General features: G+C 48.9%; 15 protein-coding genes and 2 tRNA genes. 13 read left to right on the top strand and 4 right to left on the bottom strand.

Features of this window, described 5'->3' with window-relative positions; genetic code table 11:
* Positions 1 to 114 precede the first annotated feature (114 nt).
* The 5 genes from GX016_00525 to spoIVA all read left to right on the top strand — a co-directional run bounded on the left by GX016_00525 (position 115) and on the right by spoIVA (position 5,398).
* Positions 115 to 645 (top strand): DUF3189 family protein, encoded by a 531-nt coding sequence (locus GX016_00525; GenBank protein ID HHT70045.1) that lies wholly within the window; start codon positions 115 to 117, stop codon positions 643 to 645.
* Positions 639 to 1,124 (top strand): DUF3189 family protein, encoded by a 486-nt coding sequence (locus GX016_00520; protein HHT70044.1) that lies wholly within the window; start codon positions 639 to 641, stop codon positions 1,122 to 1,124. The genes GX016_00525 and GX016_00520 overlap by 7 nt, the downstream gene beginning before the upstream one ends.
* A gap of 37 nt (positions 1,125 to 1,161) precedes the next feature.
* The gene (locus tag GX016_00515; protein HHT70043.1) at positions 1,162 to 2,475 is read left to right on the top strand and encodes a DUF512 domain-containing protein; all 1,314 of its coding nucleotides are present in this window, start codon (positions 1,162 to 1,164) and stop codon (positions 2,473 to 2,475) included.
* Positions 2,468 to 3,778 (top strand): ribosome biogenesis GTPase Der, encoded by a 1,311-nt coding sequence (locus GX016_00510; GenBank protein HHT70042.1) that lies wholly within the window; start codon positions 2,468 to 2,470, stop codon positions 3,776 to 3,778. Before GX016_00515 ends, GX016_00510 begins: the two co-directional genes overlap by 8 nt.
* 141 nt (positions 3,779 to 3,919) lie before the next feature.
* On the top strand, positions 3,920 to 5,398 hold the full coding sequence (gene spoIVA, locus GX016_00505) for a stage IV sporulation protein A (protein HHT70041.1): 1,479 nt from the start codon (positions 3,920 to 3,922) through the stop codon (positions 5,396 to 5,398).
* A gap of 80 nt (positions 5,399 to 5,478) precedes the next feature.
* Here the strand turns inward: spoIVA and GX016_00500 are convergent.
* Positions 5,479 to 5,554, bottom strand: a tRNA-Cys gene (locus tag GX016_00500).
* Positions 5,555 to 5,683: 129 nt separating this feature from the next.
* On the opposite strand from GX016_00500, the gene GX016_00495 reads away from it, so the two are divergent.
* The 4 genes from GX016_00495 (at position 5,684) to GX016_00480 (ending at position 8,692) form a co-directional block, all read left to right on the top strand.
* Positions 5,684 to 5,773: transfer RNA gene (locus GX016_00495), tRNA-Leu, on the top strand.
* A gap of 183 nt (positions 5,774 to 5,956) precedes the next feature.
* The gene (locus tag GX016_00490) at positions 5,957 to 6,457 is read left to right on the top strand and encodes a methylated-DNA--[protein]-cysteine S-methyltransferase (GenBank protein HHT70040.1); all 501 of its coding nucleotides are present in this window, start codon (positions 5,957 to 5,959) and stop codon (positions 6,455 to 6,457) included.
* A 19-nt stretch (positions 6,458 to 6,476) separates the two neighbouring features.
* Positions 6,477 to 7,250: an adenine nucleotide alpha hydrolase family protein gene (locus GX016_00485; GenBank protein HHT70039.1), complete on the top strand. Its 774-nt coding sequence runs from the start codon at positions 6,477 to 6,479 to the stop codon at positions 7,248 to 7,250.
* Positions 7,251 to 7,294: 44 nt separating this feature from the next.
* On the top strand, positions 7,295 to 8,692 hold the full coding sequence (locus tag GX016_00480; GenBank protein ID HHT70038.1) for an aminopeptidase: 1,398 nt from the start codon (positions 7,295 to 7,297) through the stop codon (positions 8,690 to 8,692).
* On the opposite strand, the gene GX016_00475 is transcribed toward GX016_00480, so the two are convergent.
* From GX016_00475 to GX016_00465, 3 genes are all read right to left on the bottom strand, one after another.
* A complete protein-coding gene (locus GX016_00475) occupies positions 8,693 to 9,289 on the bottom strand; it encodes a cob(I)yrinic acid a,c-diamide adenosyltransferase (protein ID HHT70037.1) in 597 nt (198 codons plus the stop codon). It lies immediately after the preceding gene.
* Positions 9,290 to 9,441: 152 nt separating this feature from the next.
* A complete protein-coding gene (locus GX016_00470) occupies positions 9,442 to 10,791 on the bottom strand; it encodes a sodium-dependent transporter (GenBank protein ID HHT70036.1) in 1,350 nt (449 codons plus the stop codon).
* A 534-nt stretch (positions 10,792 to 11,325) separates the two neighbouring features.
* Entirely contained in the window at positions 11,326 to 12,675 is a 1,350-nt protein-coding gene (locus tag GX016_00465) for a sodium-dependent transporter (GenBank protein HHT70035.1), read from the bottom strand.
* A gap of 573 nt (positions 12,676 to 13,248) precedes the next feature.
* Here GX016_00465 and GX016_00460 point away from each other — a divergent pair.
* The 4 genes from GX016_00460 to GX016_00445 all read left to right on the top strand — a co-directional run.
* Positions 13,249 to 13,785 carry an NUDIX hydrolase gene (locus tag GX016_00460; GenBank protein ID HHT70034.1) on the top strand — a complete coding sequence of 179 codons (537 nt, stop codon included), beginning with the start codon at positions 13,249 to 13,251 and terminating at the stop codon, positions 13,783 to 13,785.
* Positions 13,786 to 13,837: 52 nt separating this feature from the next.
* Positions 13,838 to 14,479, top strand: coding sequence for a stage II sporulation protein M (gene spoIIM, locus GX016_00455; protein ID HHT70033.1), 642 nt, complete (start codon positions 13,838 to 13,840; stop codon positions 14,477 to 14,479).
* Between the two features lie 69 nt (positions 14,480 to 14,548).
* The gene (gene xerD / locus GX016_00450; protein HHT70032.1) at positions 14,549 to 15,502 is read left to right on the top strand and encodes a site-specific tyrosine recombinase XerD; all 954 of its coding nucleotides are present in this window, start codon (positions 14,549 to 14,551) and stop codon (positions 15,500 to 15,502) included.
* 19 nt (positions 15,503 to 15,521) lie between these two features.
* On the top strand, positions 15,522 to 16,198 hold a 677-nt coding region (locus tag GX016_00445), incomplete at its 3' end, for a phosphopentomutase (protein ID HHT70031.1).

Here is a 16,198-nt window from a genome sequence, read left to right as displayed (position 1 = left end):
TTAGTCACTCTGGTGCAGCTCAAACAAAAAAAACAGGGCGAGCGGCTTTGTTTTTTGCAGTATTAAGAACCAGAAAACCCACTCTGAACTCGGTGGGAGGGCAGGAGCATTTATATGTGGGTGATCTATCACGGCCATTATGCTTCCTCACTGCCTTTGCTGGCGGCTATCCTGCATCAGCACTGTTACTCAACTGCAGTTAGCAGTGTTGGTTCAGAAACGCTGCCTTTTTTGGATTGTAATTGTTTTGAGGAACACATCTTTCGGGCTCTTTCGCACAGGAATTCTGCTGTTCTCACATATTTAGGCACTGATGGCGGCGGAAATAAGATCTTGATATTGGGCCGAAATCGTTTCTTTACAATTTTGGAGCGAGCGATTCGAGCCGCGTTGGTTCTAAGCGATACCCATGACGGAGTGCTGTTTGTAAACACATCAACTTGTGAGAACTATAGAATCTGGCTGGGCTTACAATTACGGCAACATCTTAACCGACAACTGGATCTCCTTGGGCCGAGCAGCTTTTTGACCATGATACTTGCACCGGTCAGGGGACTAAGCGATCTGTTGGTAGAACAGGGTACCCGGCAGGCGGTTCCCAAAATCCTGGCCCAGGTTCGGAGTTTAGAGGTGCACTTATGCTAATATTCTACTGCTGCTATGGGAGGGCCCACTCATCGGTAGTAGCCGCAGCTATACATCTAGAGATACTTTCACCAGGTACACCAAGGGATATTGTCAAGCTACAGCATTTCGACCAAGCAACTGCGGAAGATCTCGGAGTTCCCAAGTTAATTGGCACCGATCCCGATGGCAACCAAATCTTCATCCTGGGAGGCGGAGCGGCAGGCGCTCTAGTTGAGGAAGCCATCAAGAGCATTTTCTCGCTGGCAGGAATAGACGCTCATGATATCTTGTTTGTAGATCTACAACCCCACTTGAATTTCTGTACTCGTCTCGGTGGATTCTTATCGCGCCGCTTAGGATTCGTCTATTTGGGTCGTCGGCTCGCTGCCCTTGGAATTTGGCGGGCTCTAAAGCGGATCAAAGAGTGCGTACAGCAGGCTAAGGTGCAGGCGGAAAAAGTACAAAGCCTTGACGTGCAGCAGGAAAATAGAGCATAATGGTACCGATTTAACTGCACAAAAGGCGGGATTTGATTTGCCAGGATTAGAGATAGCCAGGGTATGTGCAGACAGCATAGCTAACGAGTTAGGACTGGTGCCGGGTGACAGAATCACCGAGGTAAATGGCAAGCCTCTGGAGGATCTGATTGCTTTTATCTTTGCCTGTGCCGACGAGAAGCTGTCTGTGACCGTGACTAAGAAAGACGGTGGGCAGGAGCTACTGGTAATAGACAAAGATCAACATGATGAGCTCGGCTTAGTATTTGCAGAGGCGGCCTCTGACGGCATCCGGCACTGTAATAACAACTGTTGTTTTTGCTTTGTCGACCAGATGCCACCAAATTTGAGACCCAGCTTGTATGTTAAAGATGATGATTGGCGGCTATCAGTCTTGCAGGGCAATTTTATCACTCTCACTAACATTAAGCCCAAAGATATGCAGCGTTTAGTGGCTGAGCATCTCGGCCCACTCTATATTTCGGTCCACACCCTAAATGGACGGTTGCGCAGCCAAATGATGGGAAATCCAACAGCAGCTGCCATAAAAGGGCAGCTGACTGCTTTAGCCAGAGCTAAGGTAGAAATGCATTGCCAGATAGTACTTTGCCCCGGACTAAATGACGCTGCGGAACTTGAACGCACCGTGGAAGGATTGGCCCGACTTTACCCTGCGGTAGCGTCCGTAGCCGCAGTCCCGGTAGGACTAACCAAGTTCCGCAACAATCTTCTACCCCTGAAATCTTATAATAAAGAAAGCGCCTTGGAACTAATTAATTGGGCAGCCGACAAGCAAGCTGCCTTCCGTCGGAAATTTGGTTGCACGTTCTTTTATCTTAGCGATGAGTTCTATGGGCTGGCAGAACAAGAAGTACCACCGGCCAGCCATTACGATGGGTTCCCTCAGTTAGAGAACGGGGTAGGGTTGACCAGACAGTTCTTAGATGACTTGGCCGCTTTGCCGTCCTCGATGATTGTGTCTGAGAACAAGCAGGATATTATGCTGGTAACCGGCGTGGCGGCTGCCAACACCATCCGGCAACTTGCTGACTGGTGTAACTGCGTCATGGGATGGAAAGCCCAGGTCACCATAGTACAGAATAGCTTCTGGGGCCCGAACGTCACCGCTGCCGGGCTCCTTACCGGCAGGGACGTGATCTGCGCCCTTCAATCAGCCTCGCCGGCAGATCACATTTTCTTACCGCAAGCAATGTTTTCTGCTGATGGATTAACCATCGACAATTTAAGTCTGCAAGAAATGGATCAGGCTCTGGGAGCCAGGCCCAAAATAGCACATTTGCCCTGCCAACTATGGCCACAGTTGGCTGAAAGGAGTGAACGGGATGACTAAACCATCAGTTGCCATTATCGGCCGACCCAACGTAGGTAAATCCACTCTTTTTAACCGACTGATCGGCATGAGATTGGCGATAGTAGAGGACGAACCCGGTGTGACCAGGGACCGTCTGCAGGCGCTGTGTGATTGGAACGGGCGCGAGTTTACTCTCATCGATACTGGTGGGCTGCAACCGGCTACTGAGGAAGAGTTATACGAGAATGTGGAAGAGCAAGCAAAACAAGCTCTGTTTGAAGCAGATGTACTGGTGTTCCTATTAGACGGTAGAGATGGAATCACACCTGGAGATTGGGAGATTGCCGATCTTGTACGCAAAAGTAACAAACCAGTGGTTCTGGCAGTGAACAAGCTGGACAACGTCCACCAAGAAAACAAAGCGGTGGAGTTTTTCGCCTTAGGGCTAGGTGATCCGATCCCTGTTTCGGCCCTGAACGGTATTAACACCGGCGACTTATTGGACCAGATTGTGGCCTTACTTCCACCGAAAAAAGAGTCACCGTCCCCGTTAAAACAGTTACGAATAGCCATTGTGGGTCGACCTAACGTGGGTAAGTCCTCACTGGTAAACAAGATTTTAGGTGCCGAGCGGCTGGTGACCAGTTCCATACCTGGAACTACCCGCGATGCAGTTGACGTTGTGTTCTCTTTCCAGGGCTATCGATTTATTTTTGTTGATACAGCTGGCATGCGACGCAGAACCCGGATTAAAGAAAAAATAGAATATTACAGTTCTTTAAGAGCACGACGGGCCATTGAACACTCGGATATCACTGTGCTGGTGCTGGAGGGCCTGGAAGGCGTGACTGAAATGGACCAACGGATTGCCGGCTATGCCCATGAGGCAGGTAAAGGCTTGATTATCGCCGTCAACAAGTGGGATCTAGTAAAACTCGATCAGGAACAGTTTCGGTACTACCAAGAGGAAATCAGGCGTCGGCTGTCCTTTTGTGATTATGCTCCGCTGGTCTTTTTGTCGGCGCTAAGCGGCCGCAATGTTGAGCGCTTACTAAAAACAATTATTGAGGTTCGGGAATCGCAAACGCATACGTTACCCCAAGCTGAACTGAACATGCTTCTTCGAGACCTTCTGGCGGTCACGCCCCTACCGCAGCTAAAAGGACAGAGCACCCGCATTTTCAACTTAACCCAGTTGGGTATTAGCCCACCGCGTTTTAAGTTGACTGTTAGTAATCCTAAGGCTATTCATTTCTCATATTTACGCCGGGTAGAAAACCGGATCCGGCAGCTGTACCGCTATCCCGGTACCCCAATAAGACTTTTTGCGGCGGAAAAATAGACTTACGCCGGCTACCCGCCGGCGCTATTTTTTTGGTCTCAGATGCTAGCAGAGTCCATATAAATGTAATGGGTTGGAAGAACGGCATCTGTTCTAAGTTTGGGGACAAGAAAGTAAGATATGGTAAGGGAGGGATAAAAAGTGGAGAAGTTTGACCTTTTTCAGGACATAATTGAGCGCACAGGCGGCGATATTTACATCGGTACGGTGGGCCCTGTGCGCAGCGGGAAATCCACGTTTGTTAAGCGTTTTATGGAGCTCTTGGTTTTGCCCTATATGGAGGACAGTCCGGAGCGCGACCGCGCCTTGGATGAGTTACCGGTGAGTGGGACCGGACGGACAGTTACAACTACTGAACCCAAGTTTATTCCGGAAGAAGCGGTAGAAGTAGTTCTCAGAGAGAATATCAAATTCAGGGTGCGAATTGTGGACTGTGTGGGTTATGCTGTAGACGGGGCCTTAGGTTATCTTGAGGATGAGGACGCACGTATGGTACGAACTCCTTGGTTCGAAGAAGAAATAGCGTTTGAACAGGCGGCCGAAGTTGGTACCCGCAAAGTTATCACCGAGCACGCCACTATCGGCTTGGTTGTAACCAGCGACGGCTCCATTGTTGATATTGCGCGCCGCAGCTATGAACCGGCCGAGGAAAAAGTAATTGCCGAACTGAAAGAAATAGGGAAACCGTTTGTGGTTGTCTTGAACTCGCTTCATCCCACTGCCACAGAAACACAGGAACTGGCAGCAGAACTTACTGGGAAATACCAAGTTCCAGTGTTGCCGGTTAATGCGCTGAGAATGACGTTGTCAGATATCTATGATCTGTTACAGGAAATCCTGTATGAGTTCCCGGTGCAAGAGGTTAATGTTCATCTACCAGGCTGGCTATTGGAACTCGATTCGGTTCATTGGCTGCGTTCTCAGTTCGAGGACTGCGTGCGAAATACTGTGGACGTTATTCATAAAGTCAGAGACATTGATCAAGCTGTAACTACGTTTCAGGAACAAGATTTTGTTGATCAGGCTGTACTTGTAGATTTGGATTTGGGTCAAGGTATTACCACACTGCAGCTTACCGCCCCACAGCGCCTCCTTTTCCAAATCTTAGAGGAAACATGTGGCCGGACGTTAAAAGACGACCAAGACCTGCTGCGAGTACTCAAGGAATATACCGCCGCCAAGGTAGAATACGATAAAGTCGCGGATGCTCTTTATGATGTAGATCGCGTTGGTTACGGGATTGTTCCGCCGCGGCTGGAAGAAATGGTTTTAGAAGAGCCTGAAGTTTTAAAAAGCGGAGGTCGCTTTGGAATTCGATTGCGTGCCAGTGCTCCTTCGATCCACATGATTCGAACGGACATAAGAGCAGAAGTAGCGCCGATTATCGGTACTGAAAAACAATCGGAAGAACTGGCACAGTATTTGTTAGACGAATTTGAAGATAATCCCCAGAAGCTGTGGGAGACCAACTTGTTCAGCAAGTCGCTTCATGATCTGGTAAAGGAAACCATCCAAAGCAAACTATATCACATGCCGGAGGATGCACAACAGAAACTGAAAGAAACGTTAGAACGAATTGTCAATGAGGGGAGTGGTGGCCTAATCTGCATTATCCTGTAGACTTAAGTCGGTCTTTAGACCGGCTTTTTCTCTCGCTAACAGGATTTAAGTATAAAAAAAAGCCCTCTTCGGGCAAAAAATGGAGGTGCGGGCCGGATTCGAACCGGCGCATAGTGGTTTTGCAGACCACGGCGTTAGCCTCTTCGCCACCGCACCTTGCGTTTTCATTATAACATGCCTTGGTTCCAGCGGCAAGAGCAAGTTCTAGCAGGAGGTGAAGATACGAGCAAAGACACAGTTTGTCTTGAAAGTTTTGCGGATAGATGGTAGAATAATATCGTCAGTGCCGGAGTGGCGGAACAGGCAGACGCAAGGGACTTAAAATCCCTCGGGTGGTTAACACCCGTACCGGTTCGATTCCGGTCTCCGGCACCAACTAAAACCAGTGTACGACACAAGCTCGAGATATCCTAAGCGGCAGTCATGATTATTGCCGCTTATTGTTGTTATTGTGATGTGTCGGCAGTGACAGAGACCATGCTTGAACCTGGTTGGAAGCGTACGATACAATGGGATGGGGACAGGGTACATAAGATTTTGAGAAACGGGGGAACATCTATGCTGAAATGGGCTCAAGTAAACACGATTTTGGGATCGGGGTCAATAGCGAGTTCGGATATTGGCTTATGTTACTTTAGTGTCTACAGCGGCCTGAGAGATATGAAATACTGGCTAGCCAGCCATTACCCTGAAGAAGATATGATTATGGTACCGGAGTCCCCCTATTTGGCTGAGGCTTTAAGGCAGCTAGACGAGTATCTGGACGGGAGACGGCGGGTATTTACCATCTCTTTAGATCTTAAAGGGACCCAATTTCAAACAAGAGTCTGGGAGACCTTATTGAAGGTACCATATGGACTTACCATAACCTATAGTGCTTTAGCAACAAAGGTAGGATACCCGCAAGCAGCGCGAGCAGTGGGCAATGCTATGCGGGCTAATCCGCTACCTGTATTTGTGCCCTGCCATCGGGTGTTACCGGCAAACGGTTCTCTAGGCACTTATGCCGGGGGCAAAGACCTAAAGCGCTGGTTGTTGGAATTGGAGGGTAAGCAGTAACTGAAAAGGAGACCGTAGGTTGAAGCCTAGTGATAAGAAATGGTTTCTTGACAAAATAAAGCGGGCCATCCGCCGTTATCGGCTGCTGGATCGTGGCGATCGCGTGGCTGTGGCCGTTTCCGGAGGAAAGGACAGCTTGTTTTTGTTACATACCCTTGACTGGCTTTGTCAGAGGTCCTTTCATGATGTACAACTGTTTCCTCTCCGGGTGGACTTAGGATGGCAAGAGGATACAGTCCCGTTAGCAGATTTTTGCCGAACCAAGGGGCTGAAACTGACCGAGGTTAAGACTCAAATTGGCACCATAATCTATGATGTCAGGCAAGAACGTAATCCATGTTCTCTTTGTTCGCATATGCGTCGAGGGGCTCTAAACAATGCTGCTCTAGACCTGGGATGCAACAAGGTTGCTTTAGGTCACCATTTAGATGATGTTTTGGCCACATTGTTCATGAATTTCTTTTATACCGGTCGTTTGGCCACCTTCCAACCTCGAACCGAGTTAAGCCGTAGTGGTCTGGTGGCTATAAGACCGTTGGTTTACATACCTGAGGAAATAATTAGTGCTGTTGTGAAGCGCGACCAGCTCCCGGTGTGCAAGAGCCGCTGCCCGGCAGCAGGAAACACCAGACGGGCAGAAATGGAGGACTTAATAGCCAAGTTAAGCGACCATTTTCCCAATTGGCGCCAACGCTTCCTCAGCGCATGGGAAAGCAGCATACCACTGGCTACTTGGAGTTATGTTATGCCTATGGCCGAAAAATGTGATAAACTAGGAAAGAATCATTCATGAGGAGGAGTTATTACGTGAAAGAAGATAACGTGGGCAAAAGGCTCATGGACAAACTGTCTTTTGAAACCAAGTCAGCTTGGGATCGTCTCAGCAAGGAACAGTTAAAAAGAGTTTTTGCTTTTGCCGACGGCTACAAAATGTTTCTAACCCAAGCCAAAACAGAACGCGAAGCCAACAACTACATCCTCACCAAAGCTGAGAAGCGTGGTTTTGTTCCTGCCGATAAGGTTGCTGGTCAGTTGCGCCCGGGGACTAAGCTATACTTTAATAACCGAGGGCGGAGCTCGGTTTTGGTGGTTTTGGGCCAGAAGCCCGTTACTGCCGGTTTTCGGTTGGTGGGCTCACATATCGATGCCCCCCGACTAGACTTAAAAGCCCGGCCGCTGTACGAAGAAGAGGGGCTGGTTTTGCTCAAGACCCAGTATTATGGCGGTATTAAGAAGTACCAGTGGCCCGTTCAGCCTCTGGCTTTGCACGGGGTAGTGGTTCTGGCTAACGGAGACCGTCTTGATCTGCGCTTGGGCGAAGATCCTGGGGACCCGGTATTTTGTGTGAGCGATCTGCTGCCCCATCTAGCTTATGAACAGATGGAGAAGAAAGCCAAGAACGCGGTGGCTGGTGAAGCCCTTAACATCATCGTGGGCAATCTGCCTTATCCAGAAGACAAGGACGTGAAAGAACGAGTAAAGCTAGGCGTTCTTAAGCTGCTGTACGATACTTATGGAATCAGTGAAGAGGATCTGGTAAGTGCAGACCTGGTAGCAGTGCCGGCGGGAGCGGCCAGGGATGTGGGTTTTGATCGCAGCTTGGTTGGAGCCTACGGCCAAGACGACCGTGTCTGCGCTTATACTTCGCTACTTGGGTTTTTTGACGTAATGTCACCGGAGTATAGTGCCTTTTGTCTGTTCACTGACCGCGAAGAGGTCGGAAGCATGGGTAATACCGGGGCGCGCTCGCGTTTTTTTGACAACGTGGTGGCTGAATTGGTGTACCGGGAAGGTGCGGCTAATGTAGATCTAGAGGTTCGGAGGGCGCTGGCTCGAGCAGAAGCTTTGTCAGCCGATGTGAATGCTGCGCTGGATCCTTCCTATGCCGAGGTAAGCGACAAACGCAATGCAGCCCGCTTAGGATACGGCCTCAGCCTGACTAAGTATACGGGGGGGCGCGGCAAGGGCGGTGCCAGCGAAGCCAGTGCTGAGTTTGTAGGTAAAGTACGTAGGCTCCTGAATGACCATAGTATCCCCTGGCAGCCAGGAGATCTAGGTAAAGTAGATGAGGGAGGAGGCGGCACCATCGCCCAATTCTTAGCAGACTTGGGTATGGATGTCCTGGATGCCGGCGTTCCGATTCTTAGTATGCATGCTCCGTTTGAGTTAGCCAGCAAAGTGGACATTTATTCCGCCTACAGGGCTTATAAGGTCTTTTGGGAACCGGAGCGGTAACTAATTCTCGATACCTACTCGAGCAGGAACACCTTGGTGGTAATAATGTTTTACCTCTCTCATTTCGGTAACTAAGTCAGCGCAATCAATCAACTCTTCGGGAGCACCGCGGCCGGTTATTACTACTTCTACCGTCTGTGGGCGCTCCTCTAGTATTGTCCGTACTTCCTGCCAAGTGATCAACCCCAGGTGCAAAGCCACACAAAGTTCGTCCAAAACTATCACGTCGTAGTCTCTGCTCCGAAATGCTGCTTGGGCCAAGGACAGCCCGGTGCGAATGAGGGCTACATAATCGGCAGGTGGCTGTCCGGGCTCATATAATACAATCTTGTCCCCCATGGCAGTGGCAGTCTCTGGCGAGACTTGGTCAGAACGCGCTATAAAATACGGCTTTCCTAAAGTTACCAGCTTAAGATTAGGTGAAAAATTGCTCAGCATTTCATGCTCACTGTAAGTCGGTTGTTTCATGAATTGTACAAACAGTACTCTTTTCCCGGCACCTAAAGCTCGAATTGCCAGGCCGATGGCTGCTGTAGTCTTTCCTTTGCCGTCGCCGGTGTAGACCTGTACGTATCCCCTATTGCTGTCAGGCGTCATGACTGTACCCCCTGTTTCTATTATAACCAATGATGGGATTGCTTGATGATTCGCTACCAGCAGAACAAATCCTGCTAAAAAGAACAGGAGCGGGAAGCAAGTACTAAGAAAGGCGGCGCCTGAGCGCCGCCTTTCTTGTAGTGTCCGCAGGTCTAAATTTTGATTATACCTACGCTGCTCATGAATACAACGGCAATCAAAATGGGCGCTACATACTTAATCAGGACGTTAGCCCACAAGTTGCCCCAAGCAAATTCGATTGTGCCGTCGTTAGTGGCTTCTTGTAAGGCATTTTTGCTGCCCCAGACCCAAGCTACAAAAATGGCCGTAAGCATTCCGCTGATGGGAAGTAAAACGTTGCCGGAAATGAAATCCAACAGATCAAAGATATTTCTGTCGAGAACAATGAATCCGCTCCAGATCCCATTTGATAATGAACAGGCGATGCCAACTACGAATATCAGACCACCCATGGTGATTGTAGCTTTCTTACGCTCCCAACCATGTTCTTCCATCATGTAAGCTACCACAGGTTCCAATAGGGAAATGGACGAAGTGAGCGCTGCCAAGAAGAGCAGGAAGAAGAAAGCGCCACCGAACAGGTTACCTGCCGGCATTTCATTGAAAACAGCCGGTAAGGTAATAAAAGCCAGGCCGCCACCGGAACCGGGTTCAAAGCCGTAGGCGAACACAGCCGGGAAAATAACCAGTCCGGCTAAGAACGCGATCAGTGTATCCATCATAGGGACAATAGTGCAAACAAAGGGAATGTTTTCGTCTTGGCTGAGGTAACTACCGTAGGTTAAAATAGATCCCATGCCCAAGCTTAGCGAGAAGAACACCTGTCCTAAAGCAGCTAACAGGGTTTCGCCATCAATCTTTGACAAGTCCGGCTTTAAGTAGAACTCTAACCCGGCGCCGGCACCAGGCAACGTTAGCGAGCGAATAGCCAAGATAATAATAATCACAAATAGAGCTGGCATCATGATGTTAGAGTACTTTTCTATGCCATCCTGTATACCTTTGTAGACTATATAGATAGTCGTGGCCATGAATATGGCTGTATAAATAAGCGGCAAGATGGCATTACTGATAAAGCCGACAAACAAATCGGTACTGGCACCGGGGTCAGGAAAAGCAAAGCCAGCAATTGCTTTGAAAAAATAGTAAATAGTCCAACCGCCAACGACGCCGTAGAATGAGAGAATCATAAACCCGGCGATAATTCCAATTAGGCCTACTGGGGCCCAGGAGGGCTTGATAGCTTTGAAGGCACCGACGTTGGACTGTCTGGTGTGGCGGCCCAACGCCACTTCAGAGATGAAACACACGACACCTATTATTACCACGATGGCCAAATAGACCACCAAGAAAGCTGCACCGCCATAGACACCGACCAAATACGGAAAGCGCCAAATGTTGCCCAAACCAATGGCCGATCCGGCGGCGGCAAAGATAAATCCTAGTCTACTACCAAACGTTTCACGACTTTCTCCACCCATTCATCGAACCTCCTTGTCAATCATTTAACATGGTTATTGCAATTATGATAATTCCAGGCACACCTCCTTCGCTCGCCAACCCTAATTTACTAATTAGACATTAAGACAGAAAATCCTGCCTAAACTTACAAGTTTTTGGCGATCCAATTTCATTGTGCGTCTATTAAATTCGCAATACCGTTAATGGTGGCGATTGAGCGAACACATAATCGTTATAAAGCCAAGAAGGTGTCTATTCAAGAGTAAATGGCGTTATTGAATATCCAGCGATGCCCGTAGCACGGCAAATGAATAGACTACCCGTTATGCCGAGGGAGCAAAGCGACTGAGGAATCTTAAAATCTTGCGGGCAAAGTTCTCAGGATGACAATGAAGAAGAGTTTTTGTGGCAATGATGTGAAGGGGGGACTTGTTCGATGCCATTGTACCCGCTTCCTTGATTTTTCGATTACTCCTGAAAAGACACCCAAAAAGAAGGTGGTGCTCCAAAAGCGCCACCTTCTTGCTTGACTACCTGTTAGATGCTTTATTATCCTAGAGCTTGATCAAGCCAACACTGCTTAGGAACACAACGGCAATCAAGATCGGAGCTACGTATTTAATCAGCACGTTAGCCCACAGATTGCCCCAACCGAACTTAACAGTGCCGTCATTAGTGGCTTCTTGCAGGGCGTTTTTGCTTCCCCAAACCCAAGCCACAAAGATGGCGGTAAGCATGCCGCTAACGGGAAGGAAAATGTTCCCAGAAACGAAGTCCATGAAATCAAAGAAATTTTTACCAGCGATGAGAAACCCGCTCCATACCCCGTTAGACAGCGAGCAAGCAATACCAACAACAAATATAATGGTACCCATAATAAGCACAGCCTTCTTGCGCTCCCAACCGTGCTCTTCGATCATATAAGCTGCCACCGGCTCCAACAGGGAAATGGCCGAAGTGAGCGCAGCCAAGAAGAGCAGGAAGAAGAAAGCTCCACCGAACAGGTTCCCGGCGGGCATCTCATTAAAGACAGCCGGCAGGGTGATAAAGGCCAGACCACCACCGGAACCAGGTTCGAAACCGTAAGCAAATACAGCCGGGAAAACAACCAGTCCAGCTAAGAATGCGACTAGTGTATCCATAAGGGGTACAACAGTGCAAACATAGGGAATGTTTTCGTCCTTACTCAGATAGCTACCGTAGGTTAAGATAGATCCCATGCCCAAGCTCAAGGAGAAAAACACCTGTCCCAAAGCAGCCAGCAGAGTTTCGCCGTCAATCTTGGAGAAGTCCGGTTTCAAGTAGAACTCTAACCCAGCGCCGCCGCCAGGCAAGGTCATGGATCGAATAGCCAAGATTACTATGATTACAAACAAGGCGGGCATCATAATGTTAGAGTACTTTTCAATACCGCCTTGAATGCCCTGATAAACGATCCAGATAGTAGCACCCATGAACAAGGCGTGGAAGAGAAGAGGCGACAATGGGTTGCTGATAAAACCGACAAATAAATCGGCACTGACGCTGGGATCAGCAAATTTAAAGCCGGCAACAGCACGGAAAAAGTAGTAAATAGTCCAGCCGCCAACCACACTGTAAAATGATAGAATCATAAACCCTGCCGTAATACCGATTAGGCCCACCGGAGCCCAGGACGGTTTCAGGGCTTTAAAGGCACCGACGTTTGACTGCCGCGTATGTCGACCCAGCGACACTTCAGCAATGAAACAGACAACACCAATTATGATGACAATAGCCAAATAAACAACGAGGAAAGCTGCACCGCCATAAACACCGACTAAATACGGGAAACGCCAAATATTACCTAAACCAATGGCCGATCCGGCGGCAGCGAAGATAAAGCCCATTCTACTGCCAAACGTCTCACGAGTTTGTTCACCCATAAGTCCAACCTCCTTGTCAATGCTTTACTACGGTTACCATGATTCTACTAGTGCGCAAACATCACCCCCTTACTTGGCCGTTTGCTTAGTAAACCAGGCCGCATCGGTAAGACAATTCGGAATGTACTGTCTCCTGTTATAATTGTGACAATTTTTCCTGCTAATGTGCTGCTATTTCGCCCCTGTCTCCTGGTATAAAATACTTTGACATAACTCTAGAAAATCCTGCTATAAAAAGCATGTTTTTAGGTAACTTTTTAGCCTTGCCTTGAAGGTAAAGGAGTAAATCCCTTGGCACAAGATATTCGCGGTCCATCGATAGATTCCTGCTATGTTATGCTGGAAGAACATAACTTTTTTGGTTGTAGTCTGCCGCCGAAACAAATACGAAACAAATTGTACTACCATCTACTTTTGATAACGATGTTTGATGTTTAAAGAACGATGAGCAGCAGGAATTATCGTATTGAAGAGAGAAAGCAAGGATCAGGAAGAAGAGAGGATCGGCGAAATATCTCCTAGCATAGATTCAGTTTGCCTTCCAGGTGAAATAAAAAGATAGGAGCAAGAGACATGAACTTGGACGAGGATACCCTACAGATAAGACGCATCTATGAAGGTCGTATCTTTCGGGTCGAACAAGCTCTGGTAAGGTTACCCAACGGCAAAGAGACGTGCCGAGACGTGGTCAAGCATCCCGGAGCGGTGGCTGTTTTGGCTTGGCCCAGTCCCCGTGATATTATTTTGGTACGCCAGTTTCGCTACGCCACCGACAGACAATTGTGGGAAATACCGGCCGGGAAGTTGGAATCTAATGAAGATCCGGCCGACTGTGCTGCCAGGGAGCTGGCTGAAGAAACAGGATACTATCCCCAGCAATTGGAACACATCTATTCGTTTTATACCAGCCCAGGGTTTAGTTCAGAATTACTGCATTTGTTTAGTGCCACAAATTTGAAACCGGTTCTAAGCAACACAGACGTTGATGAGTTTTTGGCTCTGACCACAATCCCGTTGGCAGATGCCTTTTGCTGGTTGAGCCAAGGTAAAATCAGAGACGCCAAGACTATCATCGCTCTGCAGTGGGCTGCTTGTCAACAGATGGCATAGCAGTCCTGCCCCCTGCATATGGATGAAGGTAAGTGGGCAGGGGGAGATGCTTATGCGCTGGCGACGGTTTGAGGAAGAAGTGGAGCGGCAAATACGCTCAAACCAAGGTATATATTTTTTTGTGGTCTTATTGTTTCTTACCGGGGTGGTATTCGGTGCCTTAGCGGTACGAACATTGGCCAGCCACCAAAAAACTGAGCTTATGGAGTATCTACAGGTTTTCGTCGGTGATGTCACCTCCGAAGTACTGCCGAGCGGAAACGAGCTTCTACTTCCCACTCTCTGGGCAAACGCTAAAACCATTATCTTATTATGGCTGGGCGGGCTTACTGTAGTTGGACTTCCTCTAACTCTAATACTGCTCTTTACCAAGGGCTTTAGCAGCGGATTTACAGTAGCCTTTTTGGTGGAAGAAGTCAAATGGCGAGGTTTTGTCCTGGCTACTACAGCCATACTGCCACACAGCCTGTTTGTGATTCCTGCGCTCTTGTTTTTGTCTGCAGGAGCAATATCGTTCGCTTATTGCGTGTTGCGACAACGCTTTTTCAATCGCCGGAGCCATCGTGAGGCTTCACCCTTCTGGAGCTATGCGCTTTTCATCTGTTACGCTGGACTGGCGATATTCTTGGCTGCTCTGGTTGAAGCTTACATAACACCTGTGTTAGCCAAAATCACCGCCGCTTGGTTGCTCTAGCCTCTGTTGGCGATCGCGTTGACCAGTACAGTTTGGCTGCGGGTACTCTAGACTTAAGAGGTGTTTGCTTTGCACAGTAAAGATTCAAATACAGATTTATCCCAGCAAGACATCGATCGTTTTTGTGCGTATGTTTTGGCTGAACGTGGTCTGTCGCTTAACACTGCTACCAGTTATCGTCGGGACCTAAAAAAACTATCGGCATATCTTTCGGCCCAAGGTTATACCTTACGCACTGCTAACCATGCCTTGCTGGTAGGTTATTTTCAGCTGCTAGCTCGCCACAAGATGGCACCTTCTTCCATAGCGCGTGCAGCTGCGGCTGCACGGACGTTTTATCGCTATCTAAAAGAAGAAGAGATAATACAAGAGAACCCAGCCCGTAACATAGACACTCCGCGCCCGAACTTTTATTTACCCCGCTATTTGGGACAAGCTGAGATTGGGGTATTACTGGAACAAGTAAATGGACCTGCTCCTGCTAAGCTCCGTGACCGAGCCATGTTGGAACTTATTTATGCTTGCGGACTGAGGGTATCGGAGCTGGTGGGACTTGATGTGGGAGACATTCATCTTAAAGAACGATATGTGCTTTGCCAGGGGAAAGGAGGTAAAGAGCGCATCGTGCCCCTGGGCGAACAGGCTGCTGCTGCAATAGAAGCCTGGCTGGACAAAGGGCGGCGGCTGTTATTGGCTAAGCGCACGAGTGAGAAGGCTTTGTTCGTAAACTGCCAGGGTAGGCGCCTCACCCGTCAGGGATTCTGGCTTATTTTAAAACAGTATGTTCGTGCCGCCAAGCTGCCTGAAGATGTGAGTCCCCACACTCTACGCCATTCTTTTGCTACTCACTTGCTGGAAGGTGGAGCTAACCTACGCACAGTCCAAGAGCTTCTAGGGCACGCTGATATTAGCACCACCCAAGTGTATACCCAGGTGACTCCCCAACACTTGCTGACGGTCTACCGACAATGCCATCCCCACGCAACAACAAGATCGCCCTCGGATCAAGCAGAAAAGAGGTGAGTAGAACTTGGCGGTAATAATACTGGTAGTGGATAGTCTTGGCATTGGAGCGCTACCGGATGCCGGTTCGTATCAAGATGAAGGCTCTAACACTTTTTTTAATATGGCTCAGGCCGCAGGCGGGCTAACGCTGCCTTCTCTGTCACGTTTGGGTATAGGGAATATTGCCCCGGCCGAGGGAGTTGTGCCTGCAATTCTTCCGGAAGCTGCCTATGGCCGTATGGTTGAGGCTTCGGCCGGAAAAGACACCACTACCGGCCATTGGGAACTTATGGGCTTGATATTAGATCAGCCGTTTCCCGTCTACCCTACCGGTTTTCCCCGCGATATTATTGCTGCTTTCGAAGAACGTATCGGACGACGGACATTGGGTAACAAGCCTGCTTCCGGAACCGAGATCATTGCCGAGCTGGGTGAACGGCACCTGGCCACAGGTTACCCTATTATATACACATCTGGGGACAGTGTTTTTCAAGTGGCTGCTCACGAAGAAGTCATTCCGCTGGCTGATCTCTACCGTATGTGCACGGAAGCTAGAGCTCTGCTTGCGGGTCCGAATGCGGTAGGAAGAGTGATTGCCCGACCTTTTGTCGGGGCACCGGGAGATTTTCACCGGACTGCCAATCGTCGCGATTTTTCACTGCCGCCGCCGGCTCCGACGGTGTTGGATATTGCCCTCAGTGCTGGCCGAGCCGT

The sequence above is a fragment of the Bacillota bacterium genome (genome assembly GCA_012837285.1).
Classification (GTDB): domain Bacteria; phylum Bacillota; class DTU030; order DUMP01; family DUMP01; genus DUNI01.
This window is presented reverse-complemented; position numbering and strand designations above follow the sequence as displayed.

Excerpts from the sequence above, each read along its gene's own strand:
- GX016_00525 (HHT70045.1), top strand. The coding sequence starts at position 115 with ATGTGGGTGATCTATCACGGCCATTATGCTTCCTCACTGCCTTTGCTG.
- GX016_00520 (HHT70044.1), top strand. The coding sequence starts at position 639 with ATGCTAATATTCTACTGCTGCTATGGGAGGGCCCACTCATCGGTAGTA.
- GX016_00510 (HHT70042.1), top strand. The coding sequence starts at position 2,468 with ATGACTAAACCATCAGTTGCCATTATCGGCCGACCCAACGTAGGTAAA.
- GX016_00490 (HHT70040.1), top strand. The coding sequence starts at position 5,957 with ATGCTGAAATGGGCTCAAGTAAACACGATTTTGGGATCGGGGTCAATA.
- GX016_00480 (HHT70038.1), top strand. The coding sequence starts at position 7,295 with ATGGACAAACTGTCTTTTGAAACCAAGTCAGCTTGGGATCGTCTCAGC.
- GX016_00475 (HHT70037.1), bottom strand. The coding sequence starts at position 9,289 with ATGACGCCTGACAGCAATAGGGGATACGTACAGGTCTACACCGGCGAC.
- GX016_00470 (HHT70036.1), bottom strand. The coding sequence starts at position 10,791 with ATGGGTGGAGAAAGTCGTGAAACGTTTGGTAGTAGACTAGGATTTATC.
- GX016_00465 (HHT70035.1), bottom strand. The coding sequence starts at position 12,675 with ATGGGTGAACAAACTCGTGAGACGTTTGGCAGTAGAATGGGCTTTATC.
- GX016_00460 (HHT70034.1), top strand. The coding sequence starts at position 13,249 with ATGAACTTGGACGAGGATACCCTACAGATAAGACGCATCTATGAAGGT.
- spoIIM (HHT70033.1), top strand. The coding sequence starts at position 13,838 with ATGCGCTGGCGACGGTTTGAGGAAGAAGTGGAGCGGCAAATACGCTCA.